We start from the raw sequence: 17832 nt of genomic DNA, 5'->3' as shown, positions 1-17832 counted from the left end.
GAACGGTGAGGACCATCACGCCCGTCCACGCGCCCGCCACGGACCGCCCCCGTCGCCGGCACCCGCTGCGGCGCGCCTCCGTCGCGGCGCTCGCGACCGTCGGCCTGCTCGCCCTGGGCGGCTGCATGAAGGTCGACTGGGACATGACCCTGCACGAGGACGACACCGCGTCCGGCACCGTGATCATGGGTTTCTCCGACGAGCTCGCCGAGTCGATGGGCATGGACCCCCAGGAGCTGTGGGACATGTCCAACGAGGGGGGCGACTCGTTCACCGAGGGCATGCCCGAGGGGTCCACCGAGCAGCCGTACTCGGACGGCGAGTACACCGGCGTGGAGGTCACGTTCACCGACCAGCCGATCTCCGAGATGGCCGGCGGCGCGGAGGACGAGCTCTCCGTCACCCGCGAGGGCGACGAGTTCGTCGTGGACGGCGTCTTCGACCTCAGCGAGGACGCCGCGGACATGGGGGACACCGGCGACCTGCCCGAAGGCCTCCTCGACAGCTTCGACATGCGCATCGCCGTGACCTTCCCCGGCGAGGTCACCGAGACCACGGGCGAGGTCGAGGGGACCACCGTCGTGTGGACCCCTACGTTCGGCCAGGTCACCGAGGTCTACGCCCGCGGCTCCGCGGTGGGCGACGGCGCGGCAGCCCCGGAGGAGGGTGCCACCGACGAGCCCACCGAGGACGCCGACGAGGGCACCACCGGCACCGGTGACGACGTCGCCGACGCGGCCCAGCAGGACGACGCGGGCTTCCCCTGGTGGATCGTCGGCCTGGTGCTCGGCCTGGCGGTCCTGGGTGTGGTGGTCGCCCTCGTCGTGCGCAACAACCGTCGGCCGGGTCCACCCGCCGCGGGGGCACCCGGGAGCGGCCCGGCGCCCTACGCCGCCGGCGGCGTCCCGCCCGGGTACGGTCAGCCGCAGCAGCCGGCACCGCCCGTCGTGCCACCGCAGCAGACCGCACCGCAGCCCTACCCCCCGCCGTACCAGGGACCTGCGCAGCAGCCGCCGGCAGGTCCGCAGCAGCCCCCGGCGGGCCCCCAGCAGCCTCCGCAGGACCCGGACGGCACCCCGCCCGCCGCTCCGCGCTGACCCTCCGTGGCCGCTAGCCTCGGGCCATGACGCAGCTCGAGGACGGCACGGCCCCCACGCCCGGCACCGACTGGCACCCGGACCTGCTGGGCGACGGGTTCGAGGCCCGGACACTGCACCTGCCCGACGACGCGACGGCCACCCTGGTCCGCCACACGCCGTCCGTGGCCCCGCAGGGCGCCCCGGCACGGGTCGCCGTGCTGGTCGTGCACGGCCTGGCGGACTACTTCTTCCACCCCCACGTGGCCAGGGCACTGGCGGCGGCCGGGTTCGCGGCCTACGCCGTCGACCTGCGCGGCCACGGACGATCCTGGGACGCCCACGCCGCCGCCGGCCGGGACCCGAACCAGGAACCGGACCTCGCGGTCCACGCCGTGGATCTCGACGCGGCCGCCGACGCCGTCCGCGCGGCCGGGCACGAACGCCTCGTGGTCATGGCCCACTCCACCGGCGGCCTCGTCGTGCCGCTGTGGGCGTCGGCCCGCCCGGGACGCGCCGACGCGCTGGTGCTCAACAGCCCGTGGTTCGAGCACCACGCCCCTGCTCCCGTGCGGTGGGTCTCCGCCGCCGTCGCCGAGGCGGTCGCCCCGCTGGCGCCCCGGGCCGTGCTCGGCCATCTCGACGACGCCTACCCCCGCGCCCTGCACCGCACGCACGAGGGGGAGTGGGACTTCGACCCCGCGTGGAAGCCGCTCGAGCCGTTCCCGGTGCGGGCCGCCTGGTTCCGCTCCGTCCGTCGGTCGCAGCGACGTCTGGCGCGCGGGCTGGACCTGGAGATCCCGGTGCTCGTGCTGACCTCGGACCGCACGACCCGCACCGAGCACCTGAGCAGCGACACGGTGCTCGACGTCGGCCACATGCGCAAGATCGCCCCCCGGCTGGGGGACGACGTCAGCCTCGTCACGATCCGCGGTGGGATGCACGACCTCGCGCTCTCGCCCTCCCCCGCGCGCGAGGAGTACCTGCAGGTCGTCGTCGACTGGATCCGCGCCGCCGTCTGAGCCGCGCCGCCCGGGCGCTCACCGTCGTGTCCGATTCCCGCTAGCCATCGTGCCGCCCGCCGGGTGACGATGACGCCATGACCGACGAACGGGCCGAGCGCTACCGCGCCATCGCCGCGCGCGACGCACGGTTCGACGGCCAGTTCGTCACCGCCGTGCGCACCACCGGCATCTACTGCCGGCCGTCCTGCCCCGCCCGCACGCCCAAGCCCGAGAACGTCACGTTCTACCTGACCAGCGCGGCCGCGCACGACGCCGGCTTCCGCGCCTGCAAGCGGTGCCTGCCCGAGGCCACCCCCGGCACCCCCGCCTGGGACGTGCGCCGGGACGCCGCGGGCCGCGCGATGCGACTCGTGGCCGACGGCGTCGTGGACCGCGAGGGCGTGGCCGGGCTCGCCGCACGCCTGGGCTACAGCCCCCGCCACCTGCACCGGGTGCTGCGCACCGAGCTCGGCGCGGGCCCCCTCACCCTGGCTCGCGCCCAGCGCGCCCAGACGGCGCGCACCCTGCTGACGGGCACGGACCTGCCCGTGGCGGACGTCGCCTTCGCCGCCGGGTTCGGCAGCATCCGCCAGCTCAACGACACCGTGCGCGCCGTGTTCGCCACCACGCCCACGGACCTGCGGCGACGGCGTCCGGCACCCGTCGGCACCGCGACGGCCGGGGACCGGGTCCACCTGGACCTCACCCTGCCGGTGCGCGAGCCGTTCGACGCCGCGGGCACGGTCGCCTACCTGGCGGCCCGCGCCGTCGCGGGCGTCGAGACCGCCTCGCTCGACGGCCCCACCGTGCGCTACGCCCGCACCCTGCACCTGCCGCACGGCCCGGGTGCCGTCGCGGTCACCGCCGGGCCCACCGTCGGACCCGGCCGGGTCGCCGCCCACCTGGAGCTCTCCTCGTGGCAGGACGTCGCCACCGCCGTGGCCCGGCTGCGCCGGCTGCTGGACCTCGACGCCGACCCGGTCGCCGTCGACACCGCGCTGGCCGACGACCCCGTCCTCGCCCCGTCGGTCGCCGCCCGCCCCGGGACCCGGGTGCCGGGGGCCGTGGACGCCCACGAGATCGTCGTCCGCGCCTGCGTGGGACAGCAGATCTCCGTGGCCGCCGCCCGCACGCACCTGGACCGGCTCACGTCGGCCGCCGGCACGCCGTACCCGTCCACGATCGACGGCTTGGACCGCCTCTTCCCGACCGCCGCCCAGGTGGCCGACGACGACGGGACGCACCTGGCGCTGCCCGCCCGGCAGCGCCGCACCGTCGTCGACACGGCCCGCGCCCTGGCCGACGGCACCCTCACCGTCGACGTGGGCGCCGACGCCGCCGACCTGCGCGCCGTCCTTGAGGCCCGGCACGGGATCGGCCCGTGGACGTCGGGCTACGTGGCCCTGCGGGTCCTGGGCGACCCCGACGTCTGGCTGGACGGGGATGCTGCCCTGCGGGCCGGGGCCCGCGCCCTGGGGCTCCCCGACGACGCCTCCCTCGCCGCCCGGGCCGACCGCTGGGCCCCGTGGCGCTCGTACGCCGCCCGGCACGTGTGGCAGGCCGCCGCACCCCGCTCTGGAAGGAACACCCCATGATCGCCGCCACCACGCTCGACACCCCCGACGGAGCGTTCACGCTCGTCGCCGACGACGGCACCGTCCTGGCCTCGGGCTGGACCGACGACGTCGACGTGCTCGTCGGACTCGTCCACCCGGCCCTGCGCCCCACCGCCGTGACCGAGGTCGACCCGGGGCACGAGGCGGTCTCCGGACCGGCCGCGGCCGTCGCCGCGTACTACGCGGGCGACCTCGACGCCGTCGGCCGGGTCGCCGTCGTCCAGCGGTCCGGCCCGTTCCGCGAGCACGCCTGGCAGGTGCTGCGCCAGGTGTCGCCCGGCGCCCCGGTCACCTACGCCGAGTACGCGGACCGGGCCGGGCGCCCGGCCGCCGTCCGGGCGGCGGCCGGGGCGTGCGCGCACAACGCGGCGGCCCTGTTCGTCCCGTGCCACCGGGTGCTGCGCAGCGACGGCACGACGGGCGGCTTCCGGTACGGACCGGCGGTCAAGGAGTCGCTGCTGGCCCGCGAGCGCTCCGCGGCCGGCTGACCGGAGCCGTCAGCCCAGGTCCTCCGGCGCGAGGAGGAACTCCGACTCGTCGGCGATCTCGCCGCCGACGGCCGCGTGGATCGCGGCGGCGACCTTGGCCACCAGGTCGGCCGCCCGCTTGCGGGCGACCACCAGACCGGCCTGCGGGAACTCCATCTGGGCCTCGAACTGGTCCGGCGGGTCCCACACGACGCGGTAGCAGATCGCCCCGGCGGCAGCCCACGGCAGCTCCTTGACCAGCAGCGGCAGCACCTCGTCGCCGCTGACCTCCACCGTGACCCAGCCGTCGTGGCCGAGGTCGATCGTCAGCCCGTAGCCGTCCAGGACGACGGGCGCCTGCAGCGCGGCGATGTCGAAGTCGTCCGCCCGCGCGTGCACCTCACGGCGCAGGTCCGGGTCCATCTTCTCGCCCGGGTACAGCGGCTTGTCGGCGATGCCCTGCGGCGGCCCCTGGTAGTCGGCGCCCTGGGTGGCCAGGACGACGCGGGGATGGACCTCCTGCAGCACCCGGTGGGCGGCCTGGGGGTCGAGCCACACGTCGGACCACACCGTGAGGTCGACCGCCGCACCCGGGTCCGGGGTCAGCACGACGCCGGACCCGGCGCCGCGGCGCTGGGCCTCGGCCGGGTCCCAGAGACCGGCCACGTCCAGACGGACCGCACCGCCGAGGCGGCGGGCCGCCGCGATGAGCCACTGCACGACCCGGTCCTCCTCGCGGGTGGGCAGACCCGCCGGGAACGCCCGGGCGAGGCCGTCGCGGTCGCCGCCACCGGGGTAGGGCGCGTCGTCCCAGCGCTCGCGCGGGCAGACGACGTCGAAGACGAGGGCGGAGCGGGCGGGCAGCCCCGGCTCGAACCCGTCGCCGGACGGCGCGTAGGGGCCGTGGACGTGGCTGTGCCGCGTCAGACGGAGCACACCGGGCTCGCCGGGGCCGGCGATCCGGCCGGCGGGCAGGTCGGCGCCGGGCAGGTCCGCCGGGACGACGTCCCAGCGGGTGCCGCTGAACCGGGACAGGGCGAGCACCTCGACCTCGTCGACGGCCACGTCGTCGGGCACGGCGAGCAGGTGCCGGGCCTGGTGCCCCTGCGTGGAGGCACGCGGGAGCGGTGGCAGGGGCGGGGACGAGGTCTGGGCCATCGGGTGACGTTCCTTCCGGGTCCGGGAGTCCGGCCGACGGAGGTCGCCGGCGCGGCGGGTCCGAGCGTACCGACGACGGTCGCCGCCGTTGAAGGGCCCGTTCATACGTCGGTGCGGTGGAAGGACTGCCAGGACCGGCTCGCCGTCGGGCCGCGCTGGCCCTGGTAGCGCGAGCCGTACCGGGCCGAGCCGTACGGGTGCTCGGCCGCGGAGGAGAGCCGGAAGAAGCAAAGCTGTCCGATCTTCATCCCGGGCCAGAGCGTGATCGGCAGGGTGGCCACGTTGCTGAGCTCGAGCGTGACGTGCCCGGAGAACCCCGGGTCGATGAACCCGGCGGTGGAGTGCGTCAGCAGCCCGAGACGACCGAGCGAGGACTTGCCCTCCAGCCGGGCGGCGACGTCGTCCGGCAGCGTCACCGTCTCGTAGGTGGACCCGAGGACGAACTCCCCCGGGTGCAGCACCAGCGGCTCGCCGGACTCCACCTCGACGAGACGGGTCAGCTCCGGCTGCTCCTGCGAGGGGTCGATGAACGGGTAGCGGTGGTTGTCGAACAGCCGGAAGAACCGGTCCAGGCGCACGTCGATGCTCGACGGCTGGACCATCGCCGGGTCGTACGGGTCCAGAGCGACGCGTCCGCCGTCCAGCTCGGCCCGGATGTCGCGGTCGGAGAGCAGCACGAGGCCCACGGTAGTCCGCCACGCGGCCCTGCGTCAGGAGGTCCGCGGCGTGGTCCGGCACGCGCTCAGGGGCCGATTCGGGTCACCAGCGGTTGTTGGGTATGATCGCCGTGCGCGCATCGACGTCGGTGCGCCGCGCGGGTGTAGTTCAATGGTAGAACTTCAGCTTCCCAAGCTGACAGCGCGGGTTCGATTCCCGTCACCCGCTCGCTGATCGACGAGGCCCCGCACCGGTTCCGGTGCGGGGCCTCGTCGCGTTCGGGCGGCCAGGGGGGCTGCCGTCAGCGCGGCGGCTGCGTGCGCGGCTTCAGCCGCACGTCGGGCAGTGCGGGGGCGCGCAGGGGTCCGCCGTCGTAGCCGTCCACCCGACCGAAGCGGCGTCCTTCCGCCCCCTCGACGTACCCCGTGGACCCGTCGGCGAGGTCCGTGAGCTGCGCCGACCAGTCGGCCCGTGCCGCGACGACGTCCTCGTGGCTGCGGCCCACGAAGTTCCACCACATGACGACGTCCTCGGTGAAGGGCGCACCCCCGAGAAGGATCGCCCGCACGGGCTCCGCACCGGCGGTGACGACGAGCCGGTCGCGGCCGGGGGCGGCGTAGGCGAGCTCGGACGGCGGCACCACGGTCCCCTCGAGCGTCGCCTCCCCGGCGTCGACCAGCAGCCCGTGCTCGAAGCCGGGGTCGACGTCCAGCTCGAGCCGGCTCCCGGCCGGGAGGTCGAGCTGGGCCCCCACGAGCGGGGAGTAGGTCCGGGCCGGCGAGGCCAGCAGGTCGCCCGCGACACGGAGCGAGCCGAGGAAGACCTGGACGCGCACCCCGTCGACGTCCGCCACCGGCAGGTCGGCGTGGTGGTCGAACCGCGGGGCCGTGCCGGCGTCGGACGAGGGCAGCACCGTCCACAGCTGGACGCCGTGCAGCGTCGGCGGGCGGGGACGGTCCGGCGTGGACGGCGTCGACTCCTCCGAGTGGGAGATCCCGTGCCCTGCGGTCATGAGGTTCAGCTCGCCCGGACGGACGAGCTGCTCGGAGCCCACCGAGTCGCGGTGCAGGATCTCCCCGGCGAAGAGCCACGACACCGTCTGCAGGCCGATGTGCGGGTGCGGCGGCACCTGCATCCCGGCGGAGGACGAGACGTCGTCGGGCCCGTAGTGGTCGCAGAAGCACCACGCCCCGATGAGGGACCGTCGGCGCTGCGGGATCGTGCGCCGGACGGTCATCGCCCGGGGTCCGCCGAGTGGCACCTCACGGGAGGTGAGGAGCTCGATGTCGTCGGGGGCGTCACCGACGGCGCACACCCGCTCGGCCGGTCGCAGCTCGAGGTTGCTCATGGATCGGAGCCTACGCGCGCCAGCAGTCCGTGACATGGCCGAGGCCCCCGGGGCGGCCGGGGGCCTCGGCAGGAACCACGTTCCCCGCGCGATCGCTGGCGGGGCGCCGTGTCGACGTCACGGCCCCGGGCCACTGTCGGCGCGGCGGGGCCTGGTGCGTCGTCGCCCCGTCCACCCCGTTTCTCCACAGCGAGACCCGGACGTGGGTGGTCTTCCGGCCACGCCCGGACACCCGCGTCGTCACCCGCGGCCCGCACTCGGTGCGGATCGGCCCGTCGTTCTCCGGTCGACCGTCGTCCCGTCGACGAGCCGGCCCGCAACCGTGCGGTCCGGAGGTGCTCTCCGGCGGAACTGCTACCGCCGTTTCTAGACCCGCCTCGGGCCCCCTGCAAGGGTCCCGGCGGACGAAATTCTCAGCCACAGGTTCGTCCACAGTCGGAGGCGCGGAATCCCCACACCGTCCACAGCGCTGTGGACAAAATCTGTGGACACGCGTTCACGGGATGGCCCTGCCCGGCTGCGGCACCCTGCCGCAGGGCGCCCGACGACACGCGGCGGACACCCGCGACCGGTACGAGGAACCGCAGGATCCCGGGGATGAACAGCACGGAGACACGCCGTTCCCGCTCGTCGCGGCTGTCCGAGCACCTCCCGGCCCCCGGCGTTCACCGGAAGCGGCCGGGGAAGATAGCACGGCCGGCGGGCGTCCACACTCCTGTGGACAACGTGCTGGTCAGACCCAGGCGCGTGTCGGCGACCGCTCCTCGTCGACCCGTCGGTCGACCTCCGCCGTCGTCGCGACGAAGGCGCCGTCGTCGACCAGCACTCCGCCGGACCGGGCGTGCATGAGCAGGGCCAGCCGCGCCACCGTCGCACGCATCCGGTTCCGGGCGATGACGTGCACCCCCGAGGGCTGCTCCAGCCGCAGCTCGTACGGGTCCTGCGGGACCCACCGGACCTCGACCGCGAAGGGTCCGTAGTCGTTCACGTCGACGTCGACCAGCGCCCGCGGCACGCGGTCGACCTGCCACGCGTCGAGCACGATGCTCCCGTCGTACGGCGTGCGCGCGACCAGCCGGTGGCTCGTGGACCCGTCGGGCTCCGGGGTCTCCGCCTCGTGCTCGGCCGTGGCCACAACCGACCGGAGCAGGGCCAGGAGGTCGGCCGCGCCGATCGGGTTCGCCGAGAAGAGACGCAGGTCGACCGAGCCGGCCGGGTCGGGGCGCAGGAGCTCACGCCCGTCGGCCAGGAGCAGCCCGCCGAGCTTCCGGGCCACGGCGACCCCCCACTGGACCAGACGCAGCTCGTCATCCTCCGGCAGCCCGGCCGCGAAGGCCCGGGCCACACCGTCGCGGTCGTCCGGCGAGGCGGGTCGCGGACCACGCCGGTCGAACGTCCCGTCGACACGGCCGAGGGCGAACACCCGCACCGGCCCCGTCATCCCGAGCTGCGCGGCGACCTCGGCCGGCCCGGTGAAGGGACCGGCGACACCGTGCTCGGCGCCGATCCCGAGCACACCCGGGCCGACGTCCCGCGGGTCCGGCGCCGCCGCGGCCATCCCGCGGAATCGCGCGCCCCGCATCGGCTGCGGCCCCGAACGCGCCTCGGGTTCCTTCAGCCACCGGGCGTCGGAGAACCAGGACTCCGCCAGCCGTCGCACCGTCGCGACCTCGGTCGCGTCAGGCAGGACGAGCAGGTGGTTCGACACGTGCTCCGGGGGGACGAGCGCCTGGACGTACGACATGTCGCGGACGCTACTCCCCTCGGGGGCGCGGCGGGAGCCCCGAAGGTGACGTCCGTGTTACGTCTGCTCGGGAACGAGCAGACCGTCCGGATGCCGGGATGCCGCGCGGGACACGCCGGCCCCGGAGTGGTGTCGCTCACAGGGACGCGTGTGCCGGGCACTGACCTGACGACCGGGCCCTATGCTGTCAGCATGCCCAAGATCATCGGCAAGAGTCTTCACGAGCACCGCCAGATGACCCGGCACAAGCTGTTCGCGGCGTTGTCCACGCTCATGGCAGAGCGGGGGTTCGACACGATCACGCTGGCCGACATCGCCCAGGCCGCCGGCGTGGGCCGGACCGCCGTGTACAACCACTTCGCGGACAAGGAAGCCCTGCTCCTGGGCTTCATCACCCACGAGACCGAGCAGTACGCCCACACCCTGGAACGCGCCCTCGCGGAGGTCGACGACCCCGTCACCCAGCTGCGCACCTACATCCGCCAGCAGGCGCAGCTGACCACCGTCTTCCACCTCGCGCCGGGTCCGGACCTGCGCACGGTGCTGTCCCGCAGCACCCAGTCCCGGCTGCGCGAGCACGCCGAGATCGTCGAGTCGATCCTCAAGCGCATCCTGCGTGACGGCGTCGAGACGGGCGCATTCCCGCCCCAGGACATCGAGCCCACGGTGCAGCTCGTCAACGCCTGCCTGTCGGGACGGCTCATCCCGACCGACCAGGAAGCCCGCGAGCGCACGATCCGCGCCACCGAGACCTTCGTGCTGCGCGCCGTCGGCGCCCGGCCTCAGATGGCGGCCTGACCGCCCGTCACCACCAGGCGTCGGCAGGACGGTGGCGGTGCTCCGGCGGCGGCGTCACGTACGGCACGGGCACCGGCGCGAGATAGGCGCGGGCGAACTCCAGGGCCGCCGCCAGGTCGGAGTGCCGCTCGTGGGCGTCGTTCGCCTTCCGCGTCCCGATCTCCAGGCAGACGTCACCGCGGTAGCCGTTGTGGGCCAGCTCGGTGAGCACCTTGTCACAGTGCATGTCGCCCCGGCCCGGCACCAGGTGCTCGTCACGGATGTTCGACGTGCCGTCCGCCAGGTGCACGTGCCGCAGCCGGTCGCCGAACTCCCGGACGAGGTCCAGGCCGTCCTGCTGGGCGACCGCGGCGTGCGACAGGTCCAGCGTGACGGCGTCGTAGTCGTGCTCGGAGGGGTCCCAGCCGGGCAGGTACGCCTTGAGCTCACGGTCGAGACGGGAGTGCGGCCGCCACGGGTACATGTTCTCCACGGCGACCGTCACCGGGCCCTTGGCGTTGAGCTCGCGGACCTGGTCCTCGAAGCCGCGCGCGTACTTGTACTGCCACCGGAACGGCGGGTGCACCACCACGGTGTCGGCGCCGAGCTCGCCGGCCATGTCGACCGCGCGGTCGAGCTTGGCCGCCGGGTCACGCCCCCAGACGCGCTGGCTGATCAGCAGGGTCGGGGCGTGGATGGACCGGATCGGCATCCCGGTGCGCTCGGACAGGCGCGCGAGCGTGCGCGGGTCCTGCGTGGCCGGGTCGGACCAGACCATCACCTCGACGCCGTCGTACCCGATCTCGGCCGCCACCTCGAAGGCGAACGCCGCGCGCCGAGGGTACACCGACGCGGTGGAGAGAGTTACGGAGATCGGCGTCTCGGCCATGTCGCCACCCTAGCTCGGGCACCTGCAAGAACGCTGGACACGTTACCCCCGAAAGACGTGGGGCGCTGCGGTCGGTCCCGACGCACCGATCGGGGGGCGGCTACCCTCGGTGCCATGGTGCGCGCGGTGGTGTTCGACGTCGGGGAGACCCTGATCGACGAGACCAGGATCTTCTCCCGGTGGGCCGACCGGCTCGAGGTGCCGCGGGGCACGTTCCTGGGCCTCGTGGGCGCCTGCGCCGCGGCGGACCGGCCGCTCGTCGAGGCCTTCGAGCTCGTCCGGCCGGGCCTCGACCTCCCCTCCGAGATGGCCCGCTGGGCCGCCGAGGACCCCACGGGACTCCGCGAGAACTTCGACGCCGACGACCTGTACGACGACGTCCGTCCCGCGCTGTCCGCGCTGCGCGACGCCGGGCTCGCCGTCGTCGTCGCCGGGAACCAGCCTCCGCAGGCCCGGGCCGCGATCGAGGCCATGGACCTGCCCGTCGACGCCATCCGCACCTCCGACGAGTGGGGGGTGGAGAAACCCGCGCCGGCCTTCTTCGACCGCGTCGCCGAGCTGGCCGGGCACGCGGCCTCGGACATCGCCTACGTGGGCGACCGCCTCGACAACGACGTGCTCCCCGCCGCCGACGCCGGGATGCGGCCCGTGCTGGTCCGTCGCGGACCGTGGGGCTACTGGCACGCGACCCGACCGGAGGCCGCACGGGTCGACGTCGTCGACTCGCTCGCGGAGCTGGTCGGGCTGCTGACCCGCTGACGCCGTCGCCGGCTCCGGTCAGTCCCGGTCCGGAGGCGCTGCGGCCGCGTCGTGCTCCATCTCGTTCGGCACCAGCGCGTCCTCGTCGATCTTCCCGGTCCGGAAACCCGCCCGGCTGACCAGGTGGGCGGCCACCGGTGCGGTCGCGAGCTGGAAGACGACGACGAGCGCGAGCATCGTCACCGCCGACCAGCTGCGCACCCGCAGCGCGAGCCCGAGCAGCAGCAGGATCAGTCCCAGCACCTGCGGCTTGGTCACCGCGTGCATCCGGCCGAGCAGCGAGTCGAAGCGCACGGCGCCGACCGCCGCGGCGAGCGTGAGGAACGCCCCGGCGAGCAGGCTCACGCCCGCGACGACGTCGGCGAGCGTCGTCCAGAACCCCGGGTCGACCTCGGTCATCGGTCCCCCTCCTCGGCCTCGGGGGCCTCGCCCGGCACGGAGTCGGGGTCGTCGGCGGCTCGGTGCCGGACGGCCGACGGCTCCCGTGCGGCGAACCGGGCGATGGCGACCGACCCGACGAAACCGACCAGGGACATCGCCACGAGGATCGGGATGGTCTCGGTCCGCCGGGTCCAGGCGGCCTCGATGGCGACCACCCCGACCAGGGCCGCCGCGAGCAGCTCGAGCCCCAGCGCGCGGTCCAGCATCGACGGTCCCCGTTCGAGACGCACGAGCGCCAGCAGCGCGGCGACGGCCACCATCACCGCGGCCAGCACGACGACGACGATCATGGGTGCGCCTCCGTCCCGTCCTGCGCCCGGCACCGGTCGAGCACGTCGCGCGGCGCGAAGCTGCGCAGCACGCGGTCCTCCAGGTCGAGCAGGTAGTCGCGGACCCCGTCGGGCCCGCCGGAGCTGCCGATGTCCAGCACGTGCACGGACAGCAGACCGGTATCCCGCTCGGTCTCGACCACCAGCGTCCCCGGCACCAGCGTGGAGAGCACGGCGGTGGTGGTCAGGAAGACGTCCTCCGGGTTGCGCAGCCGCACCTGCACGACCGCGGCCTGCGGGGCCGGCCCCGGGCGGATCGCGATCCACGCGACGTTGAACGACGCCACCACGAGGTCGACGACGAAACGTCCGAGCAGCCCCAGGAAGGGGCCCGGACGGACGGTCCAGCGCGACGGGATCGGCGGCAGGGGCAGGGCGACGACGACGAGCACGCCCAGCGCCAGCCCGCCGAGCACGTTGGCCCAGGACAGGTCGCCCCACAGCAGCACCCAGACCACGGTGAGGCCGGCCAGGGCGGGCCACTGCGCGGCCACGCGGCGGGCCCGGGCGCGCAGGGTCTTCTCCGCCCCATCGTTCACGGCCCGTCACCCCCCTCGGTCTGCGCGTCCGTGACGTCGGCGGACTGTCCCGTGCCGCGGTCGGACCCGCCCGGGTACACCGCCTCGATGTAGGTGAACCCGTCCATGGTCGTCGCCGCGGAGCGGTCCGCGTACCCGTACAGCGGACCGGCGACCACCGTCAGCGACAGCCCGAAGGTCACCAGGGCGGCGGCCGGCCACACCATCGTGCGCGGCATCGGCGCGTGCTCGGGGATCTCGGCGGGCGCGGTCTGCCAGAACGCCTTGTTCCACGCCTTGACCACGGCGTAGAGCGTCAGCAGCGAGGTGGCGACCGAACCCACCACGAGCGCCCAGGCCAGCGGCGTGCCGATCCGGACGCCCTCGGTGAGCAGCCCGACCTTGCCGAGGAACCCGGACAGCGGCGGGATGCCCGCGAGGTTGAGGGCCGGGACGAAGAACAGCACCGCCAGCAGCGGGGCGAGCTTCGCCAGGCCGCCGAGCCGGTCCAGGGACGTCGACCCGCCCCGCCACTCGACCAGCCCCACCACGAGGAACAGGGCCGTCTGGACGGAGATGTGGTGCACGACGTAGAAGATCGCCGCGGCGGTCCCTGCCTCGGACGCCAGCGCGACGCCGAAGATCATGAACCCGATGTGGCTGACCAGCGTGAACGACAGCAGACGTTTGACGTCGTTCTGGGCCACCGCACCCAGGATGCCGATGACCATGGTGGCCAGGGCGACGACGAGGAGGATCTGGTCGACCACGGGGCTGTCCGGGAAGATCAGCGTCTGGGTGCGCAGGATCGAGTACACGCCCACCTTGGTGAGCAGCCCCGCGAACACGGCCGTGACCGGGGCGGGGGCCGTCGGGTAGGAGTCCGGCAGCCAGAACGACAGCGGGAACACCGCCGCCTTGATCCCGAACGCCAGCAGAAGCAGGAGCTGCAGCGCGACCCGGACCGTGTCGTCGATCTCGGGCAGGCGCACGGCGAGCTGGGCCATGTTGACCGTGCCCGTGGCGGCGTAGATCAGCGCGATCGCCGAGAGGAACAGCACCGAGGAGGCCAGCGCCACGATGAGGTACACGGACCCGGCCCGCACCCGTTCCGCCGTGCCACCGAGCGTGAGCAGCACCGCCGACGCGGCGAGCAGGATCTCGAACCCGACGTAGAGGTTGAACAGGTCACCGGTGAGGAACGCGTTGGAGACGCCGGCAGCCAGCACCAGGTAGGTGGGGTGGAAGATGGCCACCGGGATCGCCCCGCCGACGCGTGCCTCGTCGACCGTCTCCGCCTCGTTCTCGGGCACGCCCTGACCGAGCGAGTACAGCAGGACGCAGAGCAGCATCACGCCGCTGACCGTGAGCATCAGGGCGGCGAGCCGGTCCGCGACCAGGGCGATGCCGACCGGTGCGGCCCAGCCGCCCACGTCCACGACGACGGGACCGGCGTCGGCCGCGAGGACCAGGCCCACGGAGGCCAGGGTCGAGGCGACCAGCGCCGCGACCGAGATCGTGCGCTGGACGTTGGCGTAGCGGTGCAGCGCCAGGGTGAGACCGGCCGCGAACAGCGGCACCAGCACCGGCAGCGGGACGAGGGTCTCCGGCCCCCAGGCTGCGGGGATCCAGCTCATCGCGCCTCCCCCGGTGTCGTCACGTCGGAGGTGTCGTCGCCGGGGGCCTCGTCACCGGCGACGTCGTCGTGCACGGCGGCGGCCTCCTCGTCGAGCGTCTGGCCGGTCTCGTCCGCGTCCGCGTCCTCGTAGGCCGGGGCGTTGAGCGCGGCGTGCCGCGCGACCCGGCGGTCCTCGACGTCGTCGGCGACCTCGTCGTGGCCGTGCAGCTGCCACGACCGGTAGGCGAGCGCCAGGATGAACGCGGTCAGGCCCAGGGTGATGACGATCGCGGTGAGCGTCATCGCCTGCGCCAGCGGGTCGCTCATCGGCTCGTCGGAGCTGCCCACGATCGGCGACGCGCCCGCCCGGCCGCCCGCGACCAGCAGCATGAGGTTGACGCCGTTGCTGATCAGGATGAACCCGAGCAGGATCCGCGTCAGCGGCCGCTCGAGCAGCAGGTAGACGCCCGTGCCGCACAGCACGCCGACGGCGAGGACCAGCACGGCCGAGGGGGTGTTCTCCAGGACGATCACCGCGACTCCTCCCCCGCGACGGCGACGACGTTCTCGGGCAGCTCGCCCTGCCGGTCGATCTCGGCGCCGAGCGTGCGCAGGACGTCCAGGACCAGCCCGACGACGAGGAGCATCACGCCGACGTCGAAGAACAGGGAGGTCACCAGGTGCACCTTGCCCAGCAGCGGGACGTGGAAGTCGAAGGTGAAGCTCTCCAGCACCTCCTGCCCGATCAGAAGAGCCCCGAGGCCGACGCCGGCCGACAGGAACAGCCCGGTCCCCAGCAGCAGGCCCGGTGGGACGGGCATCGCCTCACCGAGCTCGTACCGGCCGCCGGCGAGGTAGCGCACCGCCAGCGCGATCCCCACGACCAGCCCCGCCGCGAAGCCCCCGCCCGGCGCGTTGTGCCCGCTGAACAGCAGGAACAGCGCGAAGACGATCATGGCGTGGAAGACCAGCCGGGTCACGACCTCGAACATGACCGACCGTCGCTCGGGGGCGAGCGTGCGGCCGGCGGCCAGCCACTCCTTGCGCTCCCCGGAGTCCGCCCCCGGGGCGCGCGACAGCCGCAGCACCGCACCGCTGCGCTGCCGCAGGAACACCAGCGACGCCACGCCGGTGGCCGCCACGAGCAGCACGGACAGCTCCCCGACGGTGTCCCAGGCCCGGATGTCGACCAGCGTGACGTTGACGATGTTGTCCCCGCTGCCGTACTCCACCGCCTCGGCGGGGAAGTCCACGCTGATGGGCGGCTGCACCCGGGCCAGCGGGGCCGCGAGGGTGAGTCCCATCATCACGACGCCCGTCGTGACGCCGAGGACGACCCGCACCCACCGGCTGGCGGTGAGCGGCCGGTCGGTGAAGTACGGCGGCATCCGGCGCAGCACGAGGACCAGCACCACCAGGGTGACCGTCTCCACCAGGACCTGGGTCAGCGCCAGGTCGGGAGCCCCGTGCAGCAGGAACAGCGCGGCGTTGGCGTACCCCGCGACACCGACCAGGACGACCGCCTTGAGCCGACGCCGGGCCCGCGCCGCGAGCACGGACGCCACGGCCACGATCGCCACGACGGCCGCCTGCGCGGGCCGGTCCCACGGCACCACGTCGACGGCGACCGTGGTGCCGGTGAGCAGGCCCGACAGGATCACGGCCCCCGGGGCGACCGCCAGCACGACCAGCACGATGCCGAGGTAGAACGGCAACGAGCCGCGCTGCGTGGCTCCGGTGACGTCCGCCGCCAGGTCGTCCAGCCGGCGCATCGACCGGCGGTAGACGAGGTCGGCGCCGCGCGGTGACGGCAGGGACGCCTGCCAGCGCTCCACACGGACCCGTTGCCCGAAGAGCACGGCGCCGACGGCGAGCACCAGCACGGAGGTCGCCAGTGCCGGCGTGAACCCGCCCCACAGCACGAGCTTCCCGGGGTCACCGCTCGGGTAGGTGTCGGCGAAGGGCGCCAGCACCCGCTCGCCGACGGACGGCACGAGCGCGACGAGCAGCCCGCCGAGCGCGAGCACGGCCGGCGGCGCGACCAGCAGCGCCGGCTGGCGACGGTGCGGCACCGCCGGGGCACCGCCGTCGGGCAGGGAGCCCTTGGTGCCGAACGCCCCCCACCAGAACCGCAGCCCGTACGCCACGGTCAGGATCGACCCGACGACGACCGCGACGAGCGCGGCGACCTCGAGGCCGCCCGCCCCGTGGGTCACGTCGTGCCAGAGCCCCTCCAGGGCCGCCTCCTTGGCCACGTACCCGGCGAACGGCGGCAGCCCGATCATCGACGCCGTGGCGAGCAGTCCCGCCGCCGCCGTGACGGGCATGGCTCTCCACAGGCCGGACAGACGGCGCAGGTCACGGGTGCCGGTGGCGACGTCGACGACCCCGACGACCAGGAACAGCGCCGCCTTGAACAGGGCGTGGGCGCCGAGCAGGGCGAGCCCGGCGAGCGCCGCGGCGCGGGTGCCGAGCCCGAGCAGCAGCACGAGCAGCCCGAGCTGGGAGACCGTGCCGAAGGCGAGCACGAGCTTGAGGTCGTGCTGGCGCAGGGCCCGGTAGCCGCCGAGGAGTAGCGTCGCCGCGCCCAACGAGACGACCGACCAGCGCCAGACCGGCTCCCCGGACAGGCCCGGGGCGAACCGCGCCACGAGGTAGACGCCGGCCTTCACCATCGCGGCGGCGTGCAGGTAGGCCGAGACCGGGGTGGGGGCCGCCATCGCGGCCGGGAGCCAGAAGTGGAAGGGCACGAGGGCCGACTTCGTGGCGGTGCCGGCGACGAGGCAGAGCGACGCCACGACGGCCGCGGTGCCCGTGGGCGGGTCCGCGACGACCTCGGAGACGCGCCAGGTGCCGGTCGACACCCCGAGCACGATGAGGCCGACGAGCATGGCCAGCCCACCGGCGGTCGTGACGACGATGGCCTGCATCGCGGCCCGCCGGGACGCCTTGCGGTCGGCGTAGTGGCCGATCAGCAGGTAGGAGAAGACCGTGGTCAGCTCCCAGAAGACGAACAGCAGCAGGAGGTCGTCGGCGGTGACCAGGCCCATCATCGCGCCCGCGAACGCGGTCAGCGTGCCGGCGAAGCGTCCCGTACCGAAGGCATCGCGGGAGAAGTACGCCGAGCAGTACAGCAGCACCAGGGCACCGACGCCGCCGACGACGAGCAGCAGGAGCCAGGAGAGGGCGTCGAGCCGCAGGTCGATGGTCAGGTGCAGACCGGGCACCCAGGGGATGCTCGTGACCGGTGGGTCGCCGTCGAGCACCGCCCGGGTGCTCACCAGGGCGTAGCCCGCCGCGGCCGCAGGCCCGACCGCGAGCACCCAGAACGCCCGCCGACCCAGCAGCGCCACCAGAGCGGGCGCCGCCACGGCCAGCGCGAAGGTCAGGAGCAGGACTGCCAGCACGGCGCTCCGTCCGGTCGTGGGGCG

General features: G+C 74.3%; 17 protein-coding genes and 1 tRNA gene. 7 read left to right on the top strand and 11 right to left on the bottom strand.

Annotation, left to right across the window (positions count from 1 at the left end):
• The first annotated feature begins 5 nt into the window (after positions 1-5).
• The 4 genes from Q6347_RS02780 to Q6347_RS02765 all read left to right on the top strand — a co-directional run bounded on the left by Q6347_RS02780 (position 6) and on the right by Q6347_RS02765 (position 4184).
• Positions 6-1097: a hypothetical protein gene (locus Q6347_RS02780; protein ID WP_304606623.1), complete on the top strand. Its 1092-nt coding sequence runs from the start codon at positions 6-8 to the stop codon at positions 1095-1097.
• A gap of 26 nt (positions 1098-1123) precedes the next feature.
• Entirely contained in the window at positions 1124-2098 is a 975-nt protein-coding gene (locus Q6347_RS02775; RefSeq protein ID WP_304606622.1) for an alpha/beta hydrolase, read from the top strand.
• Between the two features lie 77 nt (positions 2099-2175).
• The gene (locus Q6347_RS02770; RefSeq protein ID WP_304606621.1) at positions 2176-3675 is read left to right on the top strand and encodes an AlkA N-terminal domain-containing protein; all 1500 of its coding nucleotides are present in this window, start codon (positions 2176-2178) and stop codon (positions 3673-3675) included.
• Positions 3672-4184 carry a methylated-DNA--[protein]-cysteine S-methyltransferase gene (locus Q6347_RS02765; RefSeq protein ID WP_304606620.1) on the top strand — a complete coding sequence of 171 codons (513 nt, stop codon included), beginning with the start codon at positions 3672-3674 and terminating at the stop codon, positions 4182-4184. The genes Q6347_RS02770 and Q6347_RS02765 overlap by 4 nt, the downstream gene beginning before the upstream one ends.
• Positions 4185-4193: 9 nt before the next feature.
• Here the strand turns inward: Q6347_RS02765 and Q6347_RS02760 are convergent, their stop codons facing one another.
• Positions 4194-5321 (bottom strand): hypothetical protein, encoded by a 1128-nt coding sequence (locus Q6347_RS02760; RefSeq protein ID WP_304602756.1) that lies wholly within the window; start codon positions 5319-5321, stop codon positions 4194-4196.
• A 101-nt stretch (positions 5322-5422) separates the two neighbouring features.
• Complete coding sequence (gene dcd / locus Q6347_RS02755; RefSeq protein ID WP_171246924.1) at positions 5423-5998, bottom strand: dCTP deaminase; 576 nt, start codon at positions 5996-5998, stop codon at positions 5423-5425.
• A gap of 137 nt (positions 5999-6135) precedes the next feature.
• Here dcd and Q6347_RS02750 point away from each other — a divergent pair.
• Positions 6136-6206: transfer RNA gene (locus Q6347_RS02750), tRNA-Gly, on the top strand.
• 73 nt (positions 6207-6279) lie between these two features.
• Here the strand turns inward: Q6347_RS02750 and Q6347_RS02745 are convergent.
• Together Q6347_RS02745 and Q6347_RS02740 are read right to left on the bottom strand one after the other, a co-directional pair.
• A complete protein-coding gene (locus tag Q6347_RS02745; RefSeq protein ID WP_304606619.1) occupies positions 6280-7326 on the bottom strand; it encodes a pirin family protein in 1047 nt (348 codons plus the stop codon).
• Positions 7327-8059: 733 nt separating this feature from the next.
• Positions 8060-9070 carry a hypothetical protein gene (locus Q6347_RS02740; RefSeq protein ID WP_304606618.1) on the bottom strand — a complete coding sequence of 337 codons (1011 nt, stop codon included), beginning with the start codon at positions 9068-9070 and terminating at the stop codon, positions 8060-8062.
• A 192-nt stretch (positions 9071-9262) separates the two neighbouring features.
• On the opposite strand from Q6347_RS02740, the gene Q6347_RS02735 reads away from it, so the two are divergent.
• Positions 9263-9868 carry a TetR/AcrR family transcriptional regulator gene (locus tag Q6347_RS02735; protein WP_171246927.1) on the top strand — a complete coding sequence of 202 codons (606 nt, stop codon included), beginning with the start codon at positions 9263-9265 and terminating at the stop codon, positions 9866-9868.
• Positions 9869-9875: 7 nt separating this feature from the next.
• On the opposite strand, the gene Q6347_RS02730 is transcribed toward Q6347_RS02735, so the two are convergent.
• Positions 9876-10736 carry a sugar phosphate isomerase/epimerase gene (locus Q6347_RS02730; protein WP_304602761.1) on the bottom strand — a complete coding sequence of 287 codons (861 nt, stop codon included), beginning with the start codon at positions 10734-10736 and terminating at the stop codon, positions 9876-9878.
• Between the two features lie 114 nt (positions 10737-10850).
• On the opposite strand from Q6347_RS02730, the gene Q6347_RS02725 reads away from it, so the two are divergent.
• Positions 10851-11495: an HAD family hydrolase gene (locus Q6347_RS02725; protein ID WP_304606617.1), complete on the top strand. Its 645-nt coding sequence runs from the start codon at positions 10851-10853 to the stop codon at positions 11493-11495.
• A gap of 18 nt (positions 11496-11513) precedes the next feature.
• Here the strand turns inward: Q6347_RS02725 and mnhG are convergent, their stop codons facing one another.
• The 6 genes from mnhG to Q6347_RS02695 are packed head-to-tail and all read right to left on the bottom strand — an operon-like array spanning position 11514 to position 17808.
• Positions 11514-11894 carry a monovalent cation/H(+) antiporter subunit G gene (gene mnhG, locus Q6347_RS02720; protein ID WP_171246930.1) on the bottom strand — a complete coding sequence of 127 codons (381 nt, stop codon included), beginning with the start codon at positions 11892-11894 and terminating at the stop codon, positions 11514-11516.
• A complete protein-coding gene (locus Q6347_RS02715; RefSeq protein WP_304606616.1) occupies positions 11891-12226 on the bottom strand; it encodes a monovalent cation/H+ antiporter complex subunit F in 336 nt (111 codons plus the stop codon). The genes mnhG and Q6347_RS02715 overlap by 4 nt, the downstream gene beginning before the upstream one ends.
• A complete protein-coding gene (locus Q6347_RS02710) occupies positions 12223-12804 on the bottom strand; it encodes a Na+/H+ antiporter subunit E (RefSeq protein ID WP_304606615.1) in 582 nt (193 codons plus the stop codon). The genes Q6347_RS02715 and Q6347_RS02710 overlap by 4 nt, the downstream gene beginning before the upstream one ends.
• Complete coding sequence (locus Q6347_RS02705; RefSeq protein ID WP_304602765.1) at positions 12801-14420, bottom strand: Na+/H+ antiporter subunit D; 1620 nt, start codon at positions 14418-14420, stop codon at positions 12801-12803. Before Q6347_RS02705 ends, Q6347_RS02710 begins: the two co-directional genes overlap by 4 nt.
• On the bottom strand, positions 14417-14935 hold the full coding sequence (locus Q6347_RS02700; protein ID WP_304606614.1) for a Na(+)/H(+) antiporter subunit C: 519 nt from the start codon (positions 14933-14935) through the stop codon (positions 14417-14419). The genes Q6347_RS02705 and Q6347_RS02700 overlap by 4 nt, the downstream gene beginning before the upstream one ends.
• Positions 14932-17808 (bottom strand): Na+/H+ antiporter subunit A, encoded by a 2877-nt coding sequence (locus Q6347_RS02695; RefSeq protein ID WP_304602767.1) that lies wholly within the window; start codon positions 17806-17808, stop codon positions 14932-14934. Before Q6347_RS02695 ends, Q6347_RS02700 begins: the two co-directional genes overlap by 4 nt.
• Positions 17809-17832 lie beyond the last annotated feature (24 nt).

It is taken from the genome of Isoptericola sp. b408 (genome assembly GCF_030588085.1).
Lineage (GTDB): Bacteria > Actinomycetota > Actinomycetes > Actinomycetales > Cellulomonadaceae > Isoptericola > Isoptericola sediminis.
This window is presented reverse-complemented; position numbering and strand designations above follow the sequence as displayed.

Bases quoted from the DNA above. Each gene is read 5' to 3' on its own strand.
- Q6347_RS02775 (WP_304606622.1), top strand. From the start codon at position 1,124: ATGACGCAGCTCGAGGACGGCACGGCCCCCACGCCCGGCACCGACTGG.
- Q6347_RS02770 (WP_304606621.1), top strand. From the start codon at position 2,176: ATGACCGACGAACGGGCCGAGCGCTACCGCGCCATCGCCGCGCGCGAC.
- Q6347_RS02765 (WP_304606620.1), top strand. From the start codon at position 3,672: ATGATCGCCGCCACCACGCTCGACACCCCCGACGGAGCGTTCACGCTC.
- Q6347_RS02760 (WP_304602756.1), bottom strand. From the start codon at position 5,321: ATGGCCCAGACCTCGTCCCCGCCCCTGCCACCGCTCCCGCGTGCCTCC.
- Q6347_RS02745 (WP_304606619.1), bottom strand. From the start codon at position 7,326: ATGAGCAACCTCGAGCTGCGACCGGCCGAGCGGGTGTGCGCCGTCGGT.
- Q6347_RS02740 (WP_304606618.1), bottom strand. From the start codon at position 9,070: ATGTCGTACGTCCAGGCGCTCGTCCCCCCGGAGCACGTGTCGAACCAC.
- Q6347_RS02735 (WP_171246927.1), top strand. From the start codon at position 9,263: ATGCCCAAGATCATCGGCAAGAGTCTTCACGAGCACCGCCAGATGACC.
- Q6347_RS02730 (WP_304602761.1), bottom strand. From the start codon at position 10,736: ATGGCCGAGACGCCGATCTCCGTAACTCTCTCCACCGCGTCGGTGTAC.
- Q6347_RS02725 (WP_304606617.1), top strand. From the start codon at position 10,851: ATGGTGCGCGCGGTGGTGTTCGACGTCGGGGAGACCCTGATCGACGAG.
- mnhG (WP_171246930.1), bottom strand. From the start codon at position 11,894: ATGACCGAGGTCGACCCGGGGTTCTGGACGACGCTCGCCGACGTCGTC.
- Q6347_RS02715 (WP_304606616.1), bottom strand. From the start codon at position 12,226: ATGATCGTCGTCGTCGTGCTGGCCGCGGTGATGGTGGCCGTCGCCGCG.
- Q6347_RS02705 (WP_304602765.1), bottom strand. From the start codon at position 14,420: ATGAGCTGGATCCCCGCAGCCTGGGGGCCGGAGACCCTCGTCCCGCTG.